The organism is Pseudomonas palleroniana (genome assembly GCF_003031675.1).
GTDB lineage: Bacteria > Pseudomonadota > Gammaproteobacteria > Pseudomonadales > Pseudomonadaceae > Aquipseudomonas > Aquipseudomonas palleroniana.
This window is the reverse complement of record NZ_PYWX01000090.1, coordinates 1-18,920: the sequence shown is the minus strand read 5'-3', so window position 1 is coordinate 18,920 and position 18,920 is coordinate 1. Positions and strand designations below refer to the sequence as shown.

General features: G+C 60.0%; 16 protein-coding genes. 8 read left to right on the top strand and 8 right to left on the bottom strand.

Going from position 1 to position 18,920, the window contains the following annotated elements:
- Positions 1-67: 67 nt before the first annotated feature.
- The 7 genes from sigX to ppsA form a co-directional block, all read right to left on the bottom strand.
- Positions 68-658 (bottom strand): RNA polymerase sigma factor SigX, encoded by a 591-nt coding sequence (sigX, locus tag C9383_RS27085; protein WP_003193286.1) that lies wholly within the window; start codon positions 656-658, stop codon positions 68-70.
- 87 nt (positions 659-745) lie between these two features.
- Complete coding sequence (locus C9383_RS27080) at positions 746-1,570, bottom strand: mechanosensitive ion channel family protein (RefSeq protein ID WP_017527459.1); 825 nt, start codon at positions 1,568-1,570, stop codon at positions 746-748.
- A 2-nt stretch (positions 1,571-1,572) separates the two neighbouring features.
- The gene (locus C9383_RS27075) at positions 1,573-1,818 is read right to left on the bottom strand and encodes a hypothetical protein (RefSeq protein ID WP_060756224.1); all 246 of its coding nucleotides are present in this window, start codon (positions 1,816-1,818) and stop codon (positions 1,573-1,575) included.
- Positions 1,819-1,904: 86 nt separating this feature from the next.
- On the bottom strand, positions 1,905-2,900 hold the full coding sequence (locus tag C9383_RS27070) for a zinc transporter ZntB (protein ID WP_090369287.1): 996 nt from the start codon (positions 2,898-2,900) through the stop codon (positions 1,905-1,907).
- Between the two features lie 24 nt (positions 2,901-2,924).
- A complete protein-coding gene (gene rraA, locus C9383_RS27065) occupies positions 2,925-3,416 on the bottom strand; it encodes a ribonuclease E activity regulator RraA (RefSeq protein WP_017527456.1) in 492 nt (163 codons plus the stop codon).
- Positions 3,417-3,646: 230 nt separating this feature from the next.
- On the bottom strand, positions 3,647-4,636 hold the full coding sequence (locus C9383_RS27060; protein ID WP_090369285.1) for an alpha/beta fold hydrolase: 990 nt from the start codon (positions 4,634-4,636) through the stop codon (positions 3,647-3,649).
- Between the two features lie 106 nt (positions 4,637-4,742).
- Entirely contained in the window at positions 4,743-7,118 is a 2,376-nt protein-coding gene (gene ppsA, locus C9383_RS27055) for a phosphoenolpyruvate synthase (protein ID WP_060756227.1), read from the bottom strand.
- A gap of 179 nt (positions 7,119-7,297) precedes the next feature.
- Between ppsA and ppsR the strand changes: the two genes are divergently transcribed.
- On the top strand, positions 7,298-8,116 hold the full coding sequence (ppsR, locus tag C9383_RS27050; protein WP_003175525.1) for a posphoenolpyruvate synthetase regulatory kinase/phosphorylase PpsR: 819 nt from the start codon (positions 7,298-7,300) through the stop codon (positions 8,114-8,116).
- 155 nt (positions 8,117-8,271) lie between these two features.
- On the opposite strand, the gene C9383_RS27040 is transcribed toward ppsR, so the two are convergent.
- The gene (locus tag C9383_RS27040; protein WP_060756228.1) at positions 8,272-9,696 is read right to left on the bottom strand and encodes an aminotransferase-like domain-containing protein; all 1,425 of its coding nucleotides are present in this window, start codon (positions 9,694-9,696) and stop codon (positions 8,272-8,274) included.
- Positions 9,697-9,856: 160 nt separating this feature from the next.
- On the opposite strand from C9383_RS27040, the gene C9383_RS27035 reads away from it, so the two are divergent.
- From C9383_RS27035 to C9383_RS27005, 7 genes are all read left to right on the top strand, one after another.
- Positions 9,857-10,750, top strand: coding sequence for a DMT family transporter (locus tag C9383_RS27035; protein ID WP_161549611.1), 894 nt, complete (start codon positions 9,857-9,859; stop codon positions 10,748-10,750).
- A 41-nt stretch (positions 10,751-10,791) separates the two neighbouring features.
- Positions 10,792-12,654: a molybdopterin-synthase adenylyltransferase MoeB gene (gene moeB, locus C9383_RS27030; protein ID WP_090369281.1), complete on the top strand. Its 1,863-nt coding sequence runs from the start codon at positions 10,792-10,794 to the stop codon at positions 12,652-12,654.
- 15 nt (positions 12,655-12,669) lie between these two features.
- Positions 12,670-13,584 (top strand): PLP-dependent cysteine synthase family protein, encoded by a 915-nt coding sequence (locus tag C9383_RS27025; RefSeq protein ID WP_090369279.1) that lies wholly within the window; start codon positions 12,670-12,672, stop codon positions 13,582-13,584.
- Positions 13,585-13,621: 37 nt separating this feature from the next.
- Complete coding sequence (locus C9383_RS27020; protein WP_090369277.1) at positions 13,622-14,614, top strand: serine O-acetyltransferase; 993 nt, start codon at positions 13,622-13,624, stop codon at positions 14,612-14,614.
- Between the two features lie 2 nt (positions 14,615-14,616).
- Positions 14,617-15,345 carry an alanyl-tRNA editing protein gene (locus tag C9383_RS27015; RefSeq protein ID WP_090369275.1) on the top strand — a complete coding sequence of 243 codons (729 nt, stop codon included), beginning with the start codon at positions 14,617-14,619 and terminating at the stop codon, positions 15,343-15,345.
- A 229-nt stretch (positions 15,346-15,574) separates the two neighbouring features.
- Positions 15,575-17,320 (top strand): ABC transporter permease, encoded by a 1,746-nt coding sequence (locus C9383_RS27010; RefSeq protein ID WP_060756234.1) that lies wholly within the window; start codon positions 15,575-15,577, stop codon positions 17,318-17,320.
- Positions 17,321-17,334: 14 nt separating this feature from the next.
- Positions 17,335-18,657 carry an ABC transporter ATP-binding protein gene (locus C9383_RS27005; protein WP_060756235.1) on the top strand — a complete coding sequence of 441 codons (1,323 nt, stop codon included), beginning with the start codon at positions 17,335-17,337 and terminating at the stop codon, positions 18,655-18,657.
- Positions 18,658-18,920: the final 263 nt, after the last annotated feature.

Below are 18,920 nucleotides of genomic sequence, written 5' to 3'. Positions count from 1 at the left end.
AACCGGGGGACAACTCGGCGACAAGTCTAACAGAACTTGCCTACACGTAAGAGATATTTGCCACGCACTAAGTTTCAGTCTCGCCCGCAAATTTCTCACGTAATTTATCAAGAGCACGCTTGTAACGCATTTTTGTAGCACTCAAACCCATATGCATGATGTCAGCGATTTCCTGAAACTCCAGCTCTGCGACAAATCGTAGCACCAGAATTTCACGGTCAATCGGGTTCACATGCACCAACCAGCGATCAAGTCCGCCCTTCTCCTCGGGTGCCGGCGCCTTCTCTTCAGACGCCTCCTCAAGGGGGTCAAGACTCAAAGCGTCCATCAACCGACGCTTTCGCCGCTCCTTACGATACTGCGTGATGCACTCGTTGTACGTGATGCTGTAGAGCCATGTCTTGAACTTCGATTTGCCCTCGAAGTTCTTCAGGCCATACAGCACCTTGAGCATCACTTCCTGACAGACATCATCCGCATCTCTATCGTTCCCTAAATACCTTGAACAAACGTTGAACAGAGTGCGTTGATACCTGCGCATCAATTCTTCGTACGCACGTGTTACGTGAAACAGCTCCGTGTGCGAGCGCGCGACCAACTCCTCATCAGAGAGCTCACGGGGGTCGTAGCGCGTAGACAGCGTTTGGGCTTTATTCAAAACAAGTCGTGCCGACAGTCAGGTCAATGTCCGCCACAATCCGGTCAGCCGGGTTTGCGGCGGCGTACATTAGCAGGATTTGCCGTATTAGCGGCTATTGACCTGCTGTTCCAGGAGAATCCGATTGGACAGCGACACCAGGTCGCCGTCATCGGTCAGCACCGTCGTCTTGACCGTGCCGATCTCCTCGATTTGCCCTTCAACCTCGCCAACACGCACGTGTTGCCCAACCTGATACAGCTCACGCACATAGATTCCCGCAAGAATCTGCCCGGCAATTTCCCGGCTTCCCAACCCCATTGCCAGCGCAACGGCCAGACCAACGGTAATCAAAACAATCACAATCACATGGTTGAGCAGGTCAGTCTTGACCTCCAACTGGCTGATCGCGACGGAAATACTGATGATGATCACCAGCCCCTGGGCGATTCGCCCCAGGCCCGCCGCGTAGTCCAGGCCCACGCCTTCAGCCGCTCCACGCACCAGCCCATTGGCCAGTTGCGCCAGCAGAACCCCTACCAGCAGCACCAGCGCGCCGCCAAAAACCTTCGGCAAATACAGCGCCAGCATGTCGAGCGTAGCTGAAACTCGCTCAAGTCCAAGGGATTGCGCTGCAGAAACCAGGAAAATCAGCAAAACAAACCAATAAACGATCTTGCCGATCAACGTGGAGATCGGCACTTGCAGCCCTGCGCGCCCCAGCAGTTTGGTCAGGCCGGTGCCTGCCATCAAGCGGTCGAGCCCCAATTTGGCGAGCAATTTGGACAGCAGGGTGTCGAGCAGCTTGGCCACGACAAAGCCCAGCAACACCAGAACCAGGGCACCAAACAGGTTGGGAATGAAATTCGCCACCTTGGTCCATAGTGCGGTCATCGCGGTGACCAGGCTCTGGGTCCAGAGATCAAGTTCCATATTCAATCAGCCTTATCAGCAGTGCGAGCAAGAGGTTCACGGCGGGAAACCGGCGACACATGGGCCGAACCATTGTTCAGGGCCATCATCAGCGCCGGCAACCAGCGACCCAACAGACCGAACAGGTCGCCCGCCCCTACCTGGCGGTTGGCGGTTTTCAAAACGCGGCCCAGGCAGGCATCGTCATCACGGTTGGATGGCGATGCATTGAGCATGTCACGCAAAGACTGTTCGAACGGATCGTGCATATAGACCTCTCGCAAGTGTTTTAAAAGACGAGGGTTAAATTCTTGGGGTCACATAAGACCCTTGCTGCGTTCAGGTCATATTCAGGTCAAACCCAGCGTAATCGTCGAAAAAGCCACCATTGCCCCAGTGCAACGGCCACCATCATCAGGCAGGCAATCAAGAATCCGTAGGGGTTTCCCGCAAAGGGTATTCCGCCCACATTGATTCCCAGCAGGCCGGTCAAAAAACTCATCGGCAGAAAGATTCCGGTGATGATTCCGAAGCGGTACATGGTGCGGTTCATACGCACGCTCAAACGCCGGTCCTCGGTCTCAAGCACAAGCCCCACGCGCTCCCGAGCCAATTCGAGCTCTTCCAGGTAACGGGTCAGGCTGTTGTGTAATTCATTCCAGTAGTCGGCGTCGTCATCACAAAACCACGGCAATTTGATGCGCGTCAGTTGCGCAAAAATATCCCGTTGTGGCGCCAGAAAACGCTTCAGCCCGGCTGCGCGTCGGCGAATCTGCAAGACGCTGCCATGCTCAGGAGTATACCGTTCGTCGGCATCGAGTTTTTCTTCCTCGGAATCGACGATTTCAGACAGGTCCGTGACCAGATCCTGCACTTTATTGGTCAGGTACTGCGCCATATAAAGGATGAGCTCGGACGCCGTTTTCGGCCCATTGCCCTCCGCCAATTGCACCAGCAACTCATCGGTGGCGCGCAACGGCCGCAGACGCAGGGAAATGACCCGGTCGGCCGCCGCAAAAATACGCACCGAGACCATGTCTTCAGGCTCGGCACCTGGATTGAGGTTGACCCCCCGCAGGAACAGCAGCAATTCGGCATCCGGCAACGGCAACAGGCGCGGACGAGTGTTCTCCTCCAGCAGCAGGTCACAGGCAAACTCGCTCAGACCACTGGATTTACGCAACCAGGTCTGGGTCTGGGGGTGACTGCGATCCCAATGCAGCCACAGGCTTTCCTGGGGCTGCAAGTGCAAATCATCGAGCTCAGTCCGGGCAATCGAACGCGCACCGCCTTTACCGTCCAGCACCAGGGCATGTACCAAACCCCACTGCGCGTTTTCTTCCTCGAACATCCTGACCCCTATGGCTACTGCGGTTTATTCAGGCATTTTCAGCGGGCTGGGCGACACAATCACGCCGTTGTTGTCGGCGTAGATGTACTCACCCGGGCGGAATGTCACACCCGCAAAGGTCACCACCACGTTCAGGTCGCCGATGCCGCGCTTGTCGGTCTTCATCGGATGCGACGCCAGCGCCTGCACCCCCAGGTCGGTCTGGGCGATAACGTCGACGTCACGGATGCAACCGTAGATCACCAGCCCTTCCCAACCGTTTTTCGCGGCTTTCTCGGCGATCATGTCGCCCAGCAACGCCCGGCGCAGCGAACCGCCACCATCGACCACCAGCACCTTGCCGGCGCCTGGCTGGTCGGCCTGTTCCTTGACCAGGGAGTTGTCTTCGAAGCATTTGATGGTGACGATTTCGCCGCCAAAGGAGTCTCGCCCGCCGAAGTTGCTGAACATCGGCTCAACCACCTGCACCAGTTCCGGGTAGGCGTCGCACAGGTCGGGGGTCACGTAATGGTTCATCGAGAAACTCCTGTCATCAAAGTAGAGGTTCAACATCCCATGGTGTACATCAGGAAAACGCGCCACGACAGGCTTTCTTTAAAGACTGCGCCGTAGACGGCGGCCATGATCAGACCCGCTTGGCCGCAACGCAATACCCGTTGCGCGACTGAATATGACCAGAAGCGTTTAACGCGTCATATCTTAGCCGCAACCACTCACAAGTGAAACGCCCTTGGCAGAGCGCTTCGTCAAACCGCTGCGTCCACTTCGGACTGTGCGCCGGACAAAGGTGTCAGCGGGTCTCTCAACCAGCGGGCCACCAATGGCCAGACCTCGGCCTGCGCAGGCTTGCTGACCAGCATCTGCACATGCCCGAAATCACCGCTAAACCCTTGCTGACGCCCCAGGCAGAGGTACTGGCGATGTTCAGAGCCGACCTGCTCGAACAGCTTGCGGCAGGCCCAGTCCGGGTCTTGCCGATCACCCGCAGCGCTCACTGCCAGCAATGGCACATCAACCTCGGCCAAGCCTTTCCACCAGTCGCGCTCGGCATCGCCAAAGCGCCCGAACAGGCCATGCCAGCGCATGGTTTCAAGCATGATACCGATAGGCTCGTCTTCCGGGCCGCGCTTGAGCCTTGGGCCGGACAACTGGCCCAGGCGCTTCAAGATCAAGCGCGCGCCCCACTCCACCGCAGGGATTTTCAGTGGCCAGTAGGTGCGGCTGACCTGGCAACCAAACAATGCCACGGAAGCCGCTGCAGGTGCACCCAAGTGCTGGCCACCCAGGGCCGCCGCCAGAGTCGTAGCGCCCAGGGAATGCCCGATCCAGTGGGGAATCTGCCCACTCTGCTCACGCACGAACGCGCCAATGGCCGGCACGTCGTAGCGCGCATAATCGGCGACGCGGTTTTTGGCGTAGTCGTGATTGCGCTTGGACAGGCCATGGCCACGCATTTCCGGGATCCATACATCAAACCCCTGGCGTGCCAGATAGGCACCCAGGCCGATACCTTTGGGCGAGTACCAGAAGCGCCGATTGGAAAAACTGCCGTGCAGCAAAATAATCGGCGTGCCCCGGTTTTCCGGGACATCAGCCAGGCCCAAGCGGGTCACGGCCAGCTCGACAGTTCCGTCCGGGCTGTTGCCGGGCTTGAGGCGATACACATCTTCACTCAGGTCGCCGCGACGTTCAGCGCTGATCAGGGCGACGGGAAACAGGTTGCTGCTGCTTTGCATAATGCTCTTGCACAAAAAAGGGCGGCGTCCGCAAGGATTCCCGCCCTGTACAGATAAGAATGCCGGTCACCCGCAACGAGTGACCGGCACTTTTGACGTGTCGACCTTAGGCGGACGCTTGGCCTTCAGCCAGGAAGAACCAGGTTTCCAGTACGGAGTCGGGGTTCAGCGAGACACTTTCGATGCCCTGTTCCATCAGCCACTTGGCCAGGTCCGGGTGGTCGGAAGGCCCCTGGCCGCAGATACCGATGTACTTGCCGGCCTTGTTGCAGGCCTGGATAGCGTTGGCCAGCAGCTTCTTGACCGCCGGGTTACGCTCATCGAACAGGTGGGCGATGATCCCGGAGTCACGGTCCAGGCCCAGTGTCAGCTGGGTCAGGTCGTTGGAGCCGATGGAGAACCCATCGAAGAACTCCAGGAACTCTTCGGCCAGGATGGCGTTGGACGGCAGCTCGCACATCATGATCACGCGCAGGCCGTTTTCGCCACGGGACAGACCGTTTTCAGCCAGCAGGTCGACGACCTGGCTCGCCTCGCCCAGGGTGCGCACGAACGGCACCATGATCTCGACGTTGGTCAGGCCCATCTCGTTGCGCACGCGCTTGAGGGCACGGCATTCGAGTTCGAAACAGTCACGGAAGGTTTCGCTGATGTAACGCGAGGCGCCACGGAAGCCCAGCATCGGGTTTTCTTCTTCCGGCTCGTAGAGCTTGCCGCCGATCAGGTTGGCATATTCGTTGGACTTGAAGTCCGACAGGCGCACGATGACCTTTTTCGGGTAGAACGCCGCCGCCAGGGTGCTGATGCCTTCCACCAGCTTCTCGACGTAGAAGCCCACCGGATCGTTGTAGCCGGCGATGCGCTTGTCGACGCTTTCCTTGATCTCCAACGGCAGGCCGTCGTAGTTCAGCAGCGCCTTGGGGTGCACGCCGATCATGCGGTTGATGATGAACTCCAGGCGGGCCAGGCCCACGCCGGCGTTCGGCAGCTGTGCAAAATCGAAGGCGCGATCGGGGTTGCCGACGTTCATCATGATCTTGAACGGCAGGTCGGGCATGGCGTCGATGGAGTTTTGCTTGATGTCGAAGCCCAGCTCGCCTTCAAAGATAAAGCCGGTGTCGCCTTCGGCGCAGGACACGGTCACGCCCTGGCCGTCCTTGAGCAACTGGGTGGCGTTGCCGCAACCCACCACAGCAGGGATCCCCAGTTCACGGGCGATGATCGCCGCGTGGCAGGTACGCCCGCCACGGTTGGTCACGATGGCGCTGGCGCGCTTCATGACCGGTTCCCAGTCCGGGTCGGTCATGTCGGAAACCAACACGTCGCCTGGCTGGACTTTGTCCATTTCGGACACGTCCTTGATGATCCGTACCTTGCCTGCGCCGATGCGCTGGCCAATCGCACGGCCTTCAACCAGCACAGTGCCGGTTTCCTTGAGCAGGTAGCGCTCCATGACATTGGCCGACGTGCGGCTTTTCACGGTTTCCGGACGGGCTTGCACGATGTACAGCTTGCCATCGTCACCGTCCTTGGCCCATTCGATGTCCATCGGGCACTTGTAGTGCTTTTCGATGATCATCGCTTGCTTGGCCAGTTCGCTGACCTCCTGGTCGGTCAGGCAGAAGCGCGCACGCTCGGCCTTGTCGACTTCAACGGTTTTCACCGAACGACCGGCCTTGGCCTCGTCGCCGTAGATCATCTTGATGGCCTTGCTGCCCAGGTTACGGCGCAGGATGGCCGGGCGGCCTGCTTCGAGGGTACCCTTGTGTACGTAGAACTCGTCCGGGTTGACCGCACCCTGTACGACGGTTTCACCCAGGCCGTAGGCGCCGGTGATGAACACCACGTCACGGAAGCCCGATTCGGTGTCCAGGGTGAACATCACGCCGGCGGTACCGGTTTCAGAACGCACCATGCGCTGCACGCCGGCAGACAAGGCCACCAATTTGTGGTCGAAACCCTGGTGTACGCGGTAGGAAATCGCGCGATCGTTGAACAATGAAGCAAACACTTCCTTGGCGGCCCGAATGACGTTTTCCACGCCACGGATATTCAGGAAGGTTTCCTGCTGGCCGGCGAACGAGGCGTCGGGCAAGTCTTCGGCGGTAGCCGAGGAACGCACGGCGACCGCCATGTCCGGGTTGCCGGCCGACAGGGCGGCGAAGGCGGCACGAATTTCTTCGTTAAGTTTCTCGGGGAACTCGGCTTCCATGATCCACTGGCGGATCTGGGCACCGGTCTTGGCCAGCGCATTGACGTCATCAACGTCCAGGGCATCCAGCGCGGCGTGGATCTGAGCGTTGAGGCCGCTCAGTTCGAGGAAATCGCGGTAAGCCTGGGCCGTGGTGGCGAAACCACCGGGCACCGACACACCAGCGCCTGCAAGATTACTGATCATCTCGCCGAGGGATGCGTTCTTGCCCCCCACGTGCTCTACATCATGGACGCCGAGCTTATCGAGGGAAACTACGTACTCTACCAAGGTGATCTCTCCACTAACTGTGTTGGAAAAGCTCAGGACGCTGGCGGCTCATAGAGGAGCAAACGCCTGCGCTTGTGGCCTGGACCTGGAAAATAAGTGAGAATGCGGCCCACTGCGGGACAGCAAAATCGCGCCTATCATATCCAAGATTCGCCATCAGCTTAAGGCCCAGGGCTCAAATGAAACGATCTGCTTTCTTTATTTCCGACGGCACGGGCATCACCGCCGAGACATTGGGTCAGAGCCTGCTCGCGCAGTTCGAAAACGTTACCTTCGCCAAATTCACGCGGCCCTATATCGACAGCGTGGATAAAGCGCGGGCCATGGTACAACAAATCAATCTGGCGGCTGAAAAAGACGGTTTCCGTCCGATCATTTTCGACACCATCGTGAATCAGGATATTCGTGAGATCCTGGCGACTTCGAATGGTTTCATGATCGATATTTTCTCGACCTTCCTGGCCCCTCTGGAACAAGAGCTGAGTGAACATTCCTCATACTCCGTGGGCAAATCCCATTCCATTGGGCACAACTCCAACTATATGGAGCGTATCGAGGCGGTGAACTTCGCCCTCGACAACGACGACGGCGCCCGCACTCACTACTACGACAAGGCCGACCTGATCCTGGTGGGCGTGTCGCGCTGCGGCAAAACGCCTACCTGTCTGTACATGGCCATGCAATTCGGTATCCGCGCCGCCAACTACCCGCTGACCGAGGACGACATGGAACACCTGACGCTCCCGGCAGCCTTGCGTGCGCACTCGCACAAGCTGTTCGGCCTGACCATCGACCCGGACCGTCTCACCGCCATTCGTAACGAGCGCAAGCCTAACAGCCGCTACTCCAGCTATGCCCAGTGTGAGTTCGAAGTGCGCGAAGTGGAAAATCTGTTCCGTCGGGAGAACATTGCGCACATCAATTCCACACATTTCTCAGTGGAAGAGATCTCGGCAAAGATTCTGGTAGAAAAAGGCGTAGAACGCCGCTTCAAATAACCCCGCTGATGCTTGTAGTGAGCGGGCTTGCCCCGCGCTGGGCGGCGAAGCCGCCCCAAAACCAGGCGCCGCGGTTTTCCTGAAATACCGCGGCGTCCTTGTTGGGGCGGCTTCGCCACCCAGCGCGGTGCAAGCCCGCTCACTACAATCAATGCCTACAGGTGAAAACGACCGCCGCCCTGGCCCAATGCGGTGGCCAACGCGTCAAACCCCTCTCGCAACAACTGATCATCCCCTGACGTATTGCAGATGCTCGCCCGAATGAACTGCGGCACTGCGGTTTGCCCCACCGCAAATGCCTCGGCCGTGGCGATCAGGTAGTTGTTCTGCTTGAGCTCCGCTTCGATTTCCGATGCACGCCACGGCTCCGGCACCTCGATCCAGAAGTGTGGGCTGTTGGGGTGGGTGCGATATTGCAGGCCAGCCAACAAACCTTGCACCAGCGCCTTGCGGCGGCTGATCTCATTGATCTGCTGGCGCAGCAGGTATTCCGCCGTGCCGTTTTCAATCCACTGGGTGGCCAGTTCCAGGGTCACCGGCGTGGCCATCCAGCAGGTAGAACGCAGCGCCGCCGAGATACGGCTGACCAGGGCCGGCGGCGCATGCACATAACCCACACGCAGCCCGGCAGACACAGCCTTGCTCAGGCTGCTGATCAGAATCGTACGCTCAGGGGCGAAATAGCTGAGGGGCGGCGGCCGGTCTTCCACCAGCACACCGTGGGCTTCATCTTCAAGAATCAGCAGATTGTGTTCACGGCACACTTTGGCCAACGCTTCTCGACGCGCCACCGAGAGCACCGCAGTGGTGGGGTTCTGGATGGTCGGCGTGCAGTACAGCGCCGAAACCCGGTGATTACGACAGACTTCGTCCAGCGCGCTCGGCAGCACCCCCTCCTCGTCCATTTCCAGGCCGATGAGGCGGATGCCCAGCATGCGCGCGGCGGTAATGAGCCCCGGATAAGTCAGCTGTTCGGTGACCACTGTATCGCCGGCCCGTAACAGCGCCATCATCGAGCACAGCAAGCCATGCTGGCCGCCATTGACGCAAATGACCTGCTCGGGAATCGGGTGGAAATCGCGCTGCACCAGCCATTGCGCGCCGGCCTCGCGATAGCGTGGCAGGCCGGCGTCCGGCGTGTAGGCACTGATGTCCTGGAGGAACTTGGCGTTGGTCGACAGGGTTTGGAAGCTCTGGGCCAGGAACACCGTCTCCTGCCCGGGGATGTGCATGTTGCGGCTCATGTCGAAGTACTGGCGCGGCTCCTCGCTGAAGTTGCGAAAACCTTCATCGCGCTGGCGCTCCATCCCACGCTTGCGCACGAAAGTGCCGTCACCGACCCGCGCCACAACCAACCCCAGGCGTTCCAGTTCGCCGTAGGCCCGGCTGATGGTGCCGATCGTCACACCCAGGTTGTCGGAAAGCACCCGATGGGGCGGCAGTTTTCTTCCCGGTTCAATCAAGCCTTCGAGGATGCCCCGTTCCATGACATCGGACAGGCGCTTGTACTTCACGCCCTGCCCGTTGGACAACCCCTCACGCATAATTGACACCATGTCAATATTTGTTTTGACAGCCATCTTTCGCCCTAATAGTGTGCTTTTACGGGTTCAATCGCCGAATTTTACAACTCATTACAAGCTCAATATAGAGTTCAATTCCGGCTCAGGGAAGCAATAAACGATGCCAATGTCCGCCGTTCTCGAAAACACCGCCAAGACCAAAACTCAAAAACAGTGGCTGGCCGGGTTGATCACCAGTGTGATGTTCCTGATCGTGTGCCTGAGCTGGGGCACCACGTGGCTGGGCATCAAGATCGCCGTGGAAAGCGTGCCACCGCTGACCTCCGCCGGCCTGCGCTTTCTGATCGCCTTCCCGTTGTTCCTGTGCTTTGCGCTGGTACGTCGCGAGCCGATCCTGTTTCCCCGGGAGAGCCGCTGGTTCTTCGTGTTTGTGACCCTGTCCTATTTCAGCGTTCCTTATTACTTGCTCAACTATGGCGAGATGCACGTCTCGTCCGGCCTCACCGCTCTGCTGTTCAGCTGCATGCCGGTGTTTATCCTGATTTTCTCCGGGCTGTTCCTGCGTGAGCGCATCTACTTCTCCCAGGTGGTCGGCATCGGCATCGGCTTCGCCAGCCTGTACATGATCATCAAGAGCCAGGGCCTGCACCTGGACCACGCTGAATTCCTCGGCGTGCTGGCGATCCTGAGCGCGGCGATCATGCATGCGCTGTGCTATGTCATCACCAAGCAAAAAGGCAGTGCCATCAGCGTGATCACCTACAACACCCTGCCCATCGGCATCGCCGGGCTGATGCTGTTCGTCGCCGGCCTGTGGTTTGAGACGCCCACGTTTGACCAGATCACCCTGCGTTCCTGGGGAGCCCTGTTCTACCTGGGGCTGGTCGCGTCGGTGGGCGGGTTCATCGTGTACTTCATGCTGCTCAAGCGTTTGAGCCCGATCATCCTATCGTTCGTGTTCATTATCTTTCCGGTGTTCGCGGTGATCATCGGCGCGTGGTACGAGGGCGTGGCGATTTCCCGGGACCTGATGCTGTACTCGGCCATCCTGCTGGCCGGCTTTGCAATCACCAAGTTGCCGATTGAAAAACTCCTGGCCAAGAAACCTTGAACGTCCCCCCGGCCCCTCAATATCAGCCACGCGAGAGAAACATGGACGTCCTGCGCCCAACCGCCCTGGAACAGATCTACGCCCACGCCAGCCGCAGCTACCCCGAAGAATGCTGTGGTTTTGTCTTCGCCGACGGCAGTGTGTACCTGGGCAGCAATATCCAGAACGAGCTGCACCGCAAGAACCCAGAGATGTACCCACGCAGCGCGGCCAACGGCTACACCTTTTCCGTAGCCGACACCCTGCTGATGAACAAGGCGTTTCGCAGTGATAACCCGGTGGTGGTGATCTACCACTCCCACCCGGATGTGGGCGCCTATTTCAGTGACGAAGACCAGGACAAGGCGCTGTTCCTGGGCGAGCCGATCTACCCCGTCAGTTATCTGGTGGTGGACGTTCGCCAGGGCCAGGCCCTGGGATCAAAGCTGTTTGCCTGGGATGGCAAGCATTTCGCCCTTAACCCTTTCAACGACCTGCACACGGAGTTGTCCATGAACGCTGTCTCTTTCCCCGACATTCTGGTTCGCGTGGCCAAGCTGCCGGAATCGACCCTTGAGGGCGCCGGATCGACATTGCGCGAAGTCATTGAAAACCTTTGCAGCCACTACCCGCAGTTACGCGCGCATCTGTTTCATGAAAAAAACAACCAGCTCAAGGAGCACTTCCTGTTCACCGCCGAAGAAGAACTGATCGGTGCCGATGAGCCCCTGCCGGAACAGGCCAGGATCGAAGTGCTGTTGGCCACCTCCGGCGGCATGGATATCGATGCCCTGAGCAACGAGGAAGTGCAGCGCTACGTGCGCCACATCACCCTGCCCGGCGTCGGCCGCGAGGGCCAGCTGAAGTTGAAAAACGCCAAGGTGCTGATCATCGGCACCGGCGGCCTGGGCTCGCCCATCAGCCTGTACCTGGCGGCGGCCGGCGTCGGTACCCTGGGGCTGGTCGACTTCGATGTGGTGGAAAGCAGCAACCTGCAACGCCAGATCGTCCACGGCAACAGCACGCTGGGCATGCCCAAGGTCGAGTCCGCCAGGCAACGCTTGCTGGACCTCAACCGCCACATCCAGGTCAACGCCCACGACACTGCCCTGAATGCCGACAACGCCCTCGAGTTGGTGGGCGCCTACGACCTGGTGATCGACGGCACCGACAATTTCGACACGCGCTACCTGGTCAACGATGCCTGCGTGCAGTTGGGCAAACCCCTGGTGTACGGCGCCATCTACCGTTTCGACGGTCAAATCAGCGTGCTCAACTATCAAGGCGGGCCGTGCTACCGCTGCCTGTTTCCCTCGGCCCCTCCCGCAGAGCTGGCGCCCAATTGCAGCGCCGGCGGTGTGATCGGCGTATTGCCGGGGGTGGTGGGGATGATCCAGGCCACCGAGGCGATCAAGTTGTTGATCGGTATCGGTGAGCCCTTGTCCGGCCGCTTGATGCGCTTCGACGCGCTGGCGATGAAGTTCAGCGAAATCCGCTTCAAACGTCGCGCCGACTGCCCCTGCTGTTCGGACCTGCGCTACAGCGAAAGCGTCGCGCCGGCCGTCTGCGCCGACGCCATGCCGAGCCGCCCCTCCCTGGCCGAAGAACGCTACATCAAGCCACGCGTACTCAAACAAGTGCTCGACCACCACCGCAGCGCCGACGTCCTGCTGGATGTGCGCGATGCCAGTGAACTGGAGGTGTGCAAACTGCCGGGCGTGGTGCACATCCCCCTGGCCGAACTGGATGGGCAGCTCGACAGCCTCAGCCGCGACAACACCCACTACCTGATCTGCTACGCCGGCACCCGTGCCGAGCAAGCGGCAAGCACCTTGCTGGCGGCAGGTTTTGCCAATACCAAGGTCCTGCAGGGCGGTATGAAACACTGGGTGCGCGACGTCGAACCCGACATGCCGTTGTATTGATCCGGGGATCGACTGATGTTGCATAACTCCATTCTCGACGTCATCGGCCAGACGCCAATCGTGCGCCTGGCGCAGTTTTCCGAAGACCTCGGCATCGAGGTCTACGCCAAGCTCGAATCCCTCAACCCGGGCGGCAGCCACAAGGCGCGCATCGCCCTGGGCATGATCCTCGACGCCGAACGCCGGGGCGTGCTGATCCGCGACTCCGGGCAAACCATCATCGAGCCCAGCGGCGGCAATACCGGCATTGGCCTGGTGATGGCCGGCAATGTGCTGGGCTACAAAGTCGTGCTGGTGATCCCCGACAACTACAGCCCCGAAAAGCAAAAGCTGCTGCGCTTGTACGGGGCCAAGGTGGTGCTGTCGGACAGCCGCCTGGGTAACAACTCCCACGGCGAAAAATGCATGGAGCTGCAGCTGGAGAATCCCAGCTACGTGATGCTCAACCAGCAACGCAACGGCGCCAACCCGCAAACCCACCGCGACACCACCGCGCCGGAAATCCTCCGCGCCTTCGGTGAACAGCGCGTGGATTACTTCGTCAGCGGCATCGGCACCGGCGGCCATATCACCGGTATCGGCGAAACCCTCAAGGCGGCCTGGCCGCATATCCGTGTCATGGGGGTGGAACCTGAAGAATGCGACCTGCTCAAGGACCGCCACGCGCCGCACGGTATCCAGGGCCTGTCGATCGGGCTGATCCCGAGCATTCTCAACCTGGAGGTACTGGACGGCATGCTCAAGGTGTCGCACCAGGCCTGCGTCGACATGATCAAACGCATCATGCGCACCGATGCCATCAGCCTGGGTTTGTCGTCGGCCGCCAACATGGTCGCCATCGCCCAACTCGCTCCTGAATTACCACCCGAAACGGTGGTGTTGACCATGGTCTACGACAATGCTGACAGCTACCTGCCCAGTTTCGAATAACCGGTTACCCAACCAACCAGAATGCGGGGGGACCTCCATGGGGGGCTTTATCGACATGCAACAGTTGCACGATGAGTTGCTCACCCATCTCATCAAGACCCTGACGCCTGCGCAGATGAAGCAACTGGAACCGCATCTGGCACCCTTGATCCAGAATGCCGCCCAATCGGTTGCCGAAGACCTGATCGCCTACGCCTATCGCGACCCGGCTTCGCGTGGGCGCGGCGAGTTGATCCTGGAGTCCTATGCCTCGTTCAAGGCGGTGCTGTTCTACCGGCTCGCGCATTTGGTATGGCACTTCCCCGACAACCCCAACGGCGTGTTTTCGCGCATAGCCCTCAAGCTCAGCAACCAGGGCAAGATCCTCTCCGGTGCCGAGATTCATCCGGCGGCGCGTATCGGTCGGCGCTTTGTGCTGGACCACGGCTACGGCACGGTGATCGGCGAAACCTGCGAGATCGGCAATGACTGCTACATCCTTTGCGGCGTCACGCTGGGCGCTCGGGGTATCGCCAACAACCCGGATGGCAAACGCCACCCACGCCTGGGCAACAACGTCGAAGTCGGCTCCGGCGCCCGGGTGCTGGGCTATGTCTTGATCGGCGACAACGTGTTTATCAGCCCCTCGTGCGTGATCACCCAGGACGTTCCCGCAGGCACCCGGGTCAGGGTGGTCAACCAGGTGCAACTGCAAAAAAACGTCGAAACGGACCACACCCACTATCTCGGCGCCTTCGCGCTGGATGAACGCCTGCACGTGGTCGGCGAGGTCAACGCCAGCCACAACGTGACGGTGCTGGATGCCGACTTTCATCCGTTGCGGGGCGTGATGCTGGAGCCCACGGTAAAAGAGCGCCACCACCTGCAATTTCGCCTGCGCCGCACCGACATCGGCGAACAACTGCCGCGCCTGCCACTGAACCTGAAAATCTGCGGGTCGGAATTTGAAATCACCCTGCTCTCCCCCCCTGGCTTGAGCGCAATGGTGCGTCACCTGTTGCAAGCCAGCCCATTGATCGTTGGAGGATGAACATGTCTGTACACACCATGGAAACCCTGGCGCTGTTCGACAGCGCGCCCTACCAGAACGCCTTCAGCGCCCGGGTGATTGCCGTCAGCGAACAGGGCATCGCCCTGGAGCACACGCTGTTCTACCCCACAGGCGGCGGGCAGCCGGGCGACACTGGGCACCTCACCCTGGCCGACGGCACGCGGGTCGACGTGGTGGGCACCGTGCGCGACCCGGTGCTGCGCTCGATTATCTGGCACCAGGTGGAGCACTGCCCCGAGCAATTGACTGCCAGCGTGCAGGTAGACGCCAGCCTCGATTGGGAACGGCGCTACCAGCACATGAAGATGCACACCTGCCTGCATCTGTTGTGCTCGCTCATCGATGCGCCCGTGACCGGCTGCAGTATCAGCGCCGACAAAGGCCGCCTGGATTTCGACCTGCCGGAAATGACCCTCGACAAAGACAGCCTCACCCGCGACCTCAACGCGCTGATCGAGGCAGCCCACCCGGTGAAAACCCTGTCGATGCCCGCCTCGGAATACTCGACCTTGCTTCAGATCACCCGCACCCAGGCGGTAGCCCCCCCAGTGATCCAGGGTTCGGTGCGGGTCATCGAGATTGCCGGCATCGACATCCAGCCCTGCGGCGGCACCCATGTGATCAACACCGAGGAAATCGGCAAGGTGTTCTGCGAGAAAATCGAGAAGAAGAGCAAGCACAACCGCCGGGTCATCCTGCGGTTTGAATAAGGCCCAACTGATAGTTCGTACAGGAAACTGACAGCAAATTTACGCGTTTGTAACATTCAGAAACGTACAATTCCCCCAGCAGCGCATCTTCCCCAGGTGCGCCGTCCTGACTCATGGAGAGAGAGCCCCCAGCCTTCTCCGTGGGTGCTTGTAGAGAAGCTAAGCTCAAACCCACCACGCCCTTCTGAACCTGAACGCTGCAGGAACGTCTGCCTATGAGCAACTGCATATGAACAAAGTGTTCCGTCATTACATTCCGGCGTCCTCTCTGCGCCTGCTGCCCAACCGCTGGGACCTGGTCGCCCTGCCGTTGGTGATCGGTTTTCTGCTGTTTTTCTCCATCACCGCCCGGGAGACCTGGGCTCCCATCGCAACCCTGCAAAGCGAAGTCATCTCCCTGGACCCGGCCAACCTGCCGGAATACGCGATGCGCACCACACTGCGCATGCTCGCGGCGATGGTGGCCGCGCTGATTTTCACCCTGCTGTACGGCACCCTGGCCGCCAAAAGCCGGCGCGCCGAGAAACTGCTGGTGCCGGTGCTCGATATTCTGCAATCGGTGCCAGTACTCGGTTACATCTCGTTTACCGTGACGTTCTTCCTGTTGCTGTTTCCCGGGCGCGTGCTCGGCGCGGAGTTCGCCGCCATCTTTGCGATCTTCACCAGCCAGGCCTGGAACATGACGTTTAGCTTCTATCAGTCGCTGCGCATGTTGCCCCATGACCTGGTGGAAGTGTCCACCAGCCTGCGCCTCTCCGGCTGGCAGAAATTCTGGAAGCTCGACGTTCCTTTCGCCATGCCGGGGCTGGTGTGGAACATGATGATGAGCATGTCCGGCGGCTGGTTTTTCGTGGTGGCTTCCGAAGCCATCACCGTCGGCGACAAAACCATCACCCTGCCGGGCGTAGGTTCATACCTGGCCCTGGCCATCGCCCAGAAAGACCTGCACGCCGTGGGTTATGTGATCCTGGCGATGATCGCGGTGATCCTGATCTACGACCAGTTCCTGTTCCGCCCGCTGGTAGCCTGGGCCGACAAATTCCGCATGGAAACCACCGCCTCCCAAGGCAGCGCGCCGCAATCCTGGGTGCTGAACCTGATCCAGCGCACCCGCGTCGTGCAACGCATACTGCGCCCGATCACCCGTACCTTCAGCCGCCTGGGCAACAAGCGTTTCAGCCTGGCGGGGAGTGCATTCAAGGCATTGCCGACCGAGACGCCTGCCGCGTCGAAGCTCATCGACTGGGCCTGGGGCACACTGATCGCGCTGATGGCCGCGTATGCGCTGTACCACATCGTGCAGTACGTCGGCACCGAAGTGACCCTCGCCGAAGTCGGCCACGTGGTGGTGCTGGGCCTGATTACCTTGCTGCGGGTGGCCGGGCTGATCCTGATTGCCTCGTTGATCTGGGTGCCCCTGGGCGTGATGATCGGCCTGCGTCCGAGCCTGGCGGAGAAAATCCAACCGCTGGCACAGTTCCTTGCGGCGTTTCCGGCGAACCTGCTGTTCCCGGTGTTCGTGATCGTGATCCTGCATTTCCATCTCAACCCGGACATCTGGCTGAGCCCGCTGATCGTGTTGGGCACCCAGTGGTACATCCTGTTCAACGTGATTGCCGGCGCCAGCGCCTTCCCCAATGACTTCAAGGAAGCCGCCGCCAACTTCCGCATTCGCGGCTGGCTGTGGTGGCGCAAGGTGATGCTGCCGGGGATTTTCCCGTACTACGTCACCGGCGCGATTACCGCCTCGGGCGGTGCCTGGAACGCCAGCATCGTGTCCGAGTACGTGTCCTGGGGCCAGGACAATGTGGTCGCCCACGGGCTGGGTGCCTATATTGCACAAACCACAGCCGCCGGGGACTTCCCCAAGATCGCCCTGGGCGTGGTGGTGATGTCGATCTTCGTGGTGGCGTTCAACCGCGCGGTCTGGCGACCGATGTACGCCATTGCCGAAAACAAACTTCGTCTGAATTAATGGGATTCGCTGTGATGAATACCTATACCGAACACACTGCCGACACCCCAGAAATTTACTCGCTGAAGAACGTGAACCGGGTCTTCGGCAAAGGCAAGGAAGAGCTGCAAGTGCTCAGCGGCGTAGACCTGAGCCTGCACGAAGGCGAGATCGTGGGCATGCTCGGCCGCTCCGGCTCAGGTAAATCGACGCTGCTGCGCATTATTGCCGGCCTGATCCAACCGTCGTCGGGGGACGTGAAATACCACGGCAAACCGCTGACCGGCCCGGCCGAAGGCGTCGCCATGGTATTCCAGACGTTTGCGCTGTTTCCCTGGCTGACTGTCCTGGAAAACGTGGAAGCCGGCCTGCAAGCCCTGCAAGTCGAGCGCAAGGAAGCCCGCAAGCGCGCCTTGGCCGCCATCGACCTGATCGGCCTGGACGGTTTCGAAAACGCTTACCCCCGTGAATTGTCCGGCGGCATGCGCCAACGCGTAGGTTTTGCGCGTGGCCTGGTGGTCAACCCGACCCTGTTGCTGATGGACGAACCGTTCTCGGCCCTCGATGTGCTCACCGCCGAAACCCTGCGCACCGACTTGCTGGATTTGTGGAGCGGCAAGCAACTGCCGATCAAGTCGATCCTGATCGTGACCCACAACATCGAGGAAGCGGTGCTGATGTGCGACCGCATCCTGGTGCTGTCGTCCAACCCCGGGCGCGTGGTCGCCGAGATCAAGGTGCCGTTTGCGCACCCGCGTAACCGGCTGGACCCGACTTTCCGGCAAATGGTCGACGACATCTATGCCCTGATGACCGACCGACGCAGCGCCGATGCGAGCGTCGGCAAGCCCGAACTGAAGATGAGCAGCCTGCTGCCGGAAGTGTCCACCAACCTCATGGCCGGCCTGATCGAAACCCTGGCCGCCGAGCCCTACAACGGCCACGCCGGCCTGCCCAACGTGGCCGAACGGGGCCTGTTGGAAGTCGACGACCTGTTCCCGGTCGCGGAGATGCTGGAGCACCTGGGCTTTGCCGAACTCAAGGGCGCCGACATCACCCTCACCGACGCCGGCAAGCTGTTCGCCGACTACGGCACCCAGGAACGCAAGACCCTGTTCGCCGAACATTTGATCCAGCACGTACCGCTGGCCGCGCGCATTCATCAGGTATTGCTTGAACGCAGCGGGCACCGCGCCCCTCGGGTGCGCTTCGAGCAAGAGCTGGAAGATTCGATGACCGAAGCGTTCGTGGAAAAAACCCTGGAAACCGTGGTTGCGTGGGGACGCTATGCAGAGATTTTCTCCTACGACGACCACACCGAGACGTTCAGCCTGGAGGATGTCGAGGGCAGCATGTAAACCGAGAACACCATTCTAAAAGTGGAAGGGGGCTTGCTCCCCATAGCGGTGGGTCAGCGAAATTTGGATTGGCTGGCACACCGTCATCGGGAGCAACCCCCCTCCCACACTGGATTGATGTCGGGCTTTAGAACGCATCGCCGCGTGGGGACGCTATGCGCTGTCGAGGGCAGCGTGTAGACCGAAGTGAACACCAGCTAAAAGTGGGAGGGGGCTTGCTCCCGATAGCGGTGGGTCAGCGAAAACTGGATTGGCTGACACTC

What these genes read in the sequence shown, in the direction of transcription:
- C9383_RS27080 (WP_017527459.1), bottom strand. Translation starts at nt 1,570, where the DNA reads ATGGAACTTGATCTCTGGACCCAGAGCCTGGTCACCGCGATGACCGCA.
- C9383_RS27075 (WP_060756224.1), bottom strand. Translation starts at nt 1,818, where the DNA reads ATGCACGATCCGTTCGAACAGTCTTTGCGTGACATGCTCAATGCATCG.
- C9383_RS27070 (WP_090369287.1), bottom strand. Translation starts at nt 2,900, where the DNA reads ATGTTCGAGGAAGAAAACGCGCAGTGGGGTTTGGTACATGCCCTGGTG.
- rraA (WP_017527456.1), bottom strand. Translation starts at nt 3,416, where the DNA reads ATGAACCATTACGTGACCCCCGACCTGTGCGACGCCTACCCGGAACTG.
- C9383_RS27060 (WP_090369285.1), bottom strand. Translation starts at nt 4,636, where the DNA reads ATGCAAAGCAGCAGCAACCTGTTTCCCGTCGCCCTGATCAGCGCTGAA.
- ppsR (WP_003175525.1), top strand. Translation starts at nt 7,298, where the DNA reads ATGAAACGATCTGCTTTCTTTATTTCCGACGGCACGGGCATCACCGCC.
- C9383_RS27040 (WP_060756228.1), bottom strand. Translation starts at nt 9,696, where the DNA reads ATGGCTGTCAAAACAAATATTGACATGGTGTCAATTATGCGTGAGGGG.
- moeB (WP_090369281.1), top strand. Translation starts at nt 10,792, where the DNA reads ATGGACGTCCTGCGCCCAACCGCCCTGGAACAGATCTACGCCCACGCC.
- C9383_RS27025 (WP_090369279.1), top strand. Translation starts at nt 12,670, where the DNA reads ATGTTGCATAACTCCATTCTCGACGTCATCGGCCAGACGCCAATCGTG.
- C9383_RS27020 (WP_090369277.1), top strand. Translation starts at nt 13,622, where the DNA reads ATGGGGGGCTTTATCGACATGCAACAGTTGCACGATGAGTTGCTCACC.
- C9383_RS27015 (WP_090369275.1), top strand. Translation starts at nt 14,617, where the DNA reads ATGTCTGTACACACCATGGAAACCCTGGCGCTGTTCGACAGCGCGCCC.
- C9383_RS27010 (WP_060756234.1), top strand. Translation starts at nt 15,575, where the DNA reads ATGAACAAAGTGTTCCGTCATTACATTCCGGCGTCCTCTCTGCGCCTG.
- C9383_RS27005 (WP_060756235.1), top strand. Translation starts at nt 17,335, where the DNA reads ATGAATACCTATACCGAACACACTGCCGACACCCCAGAAATTTACTCG.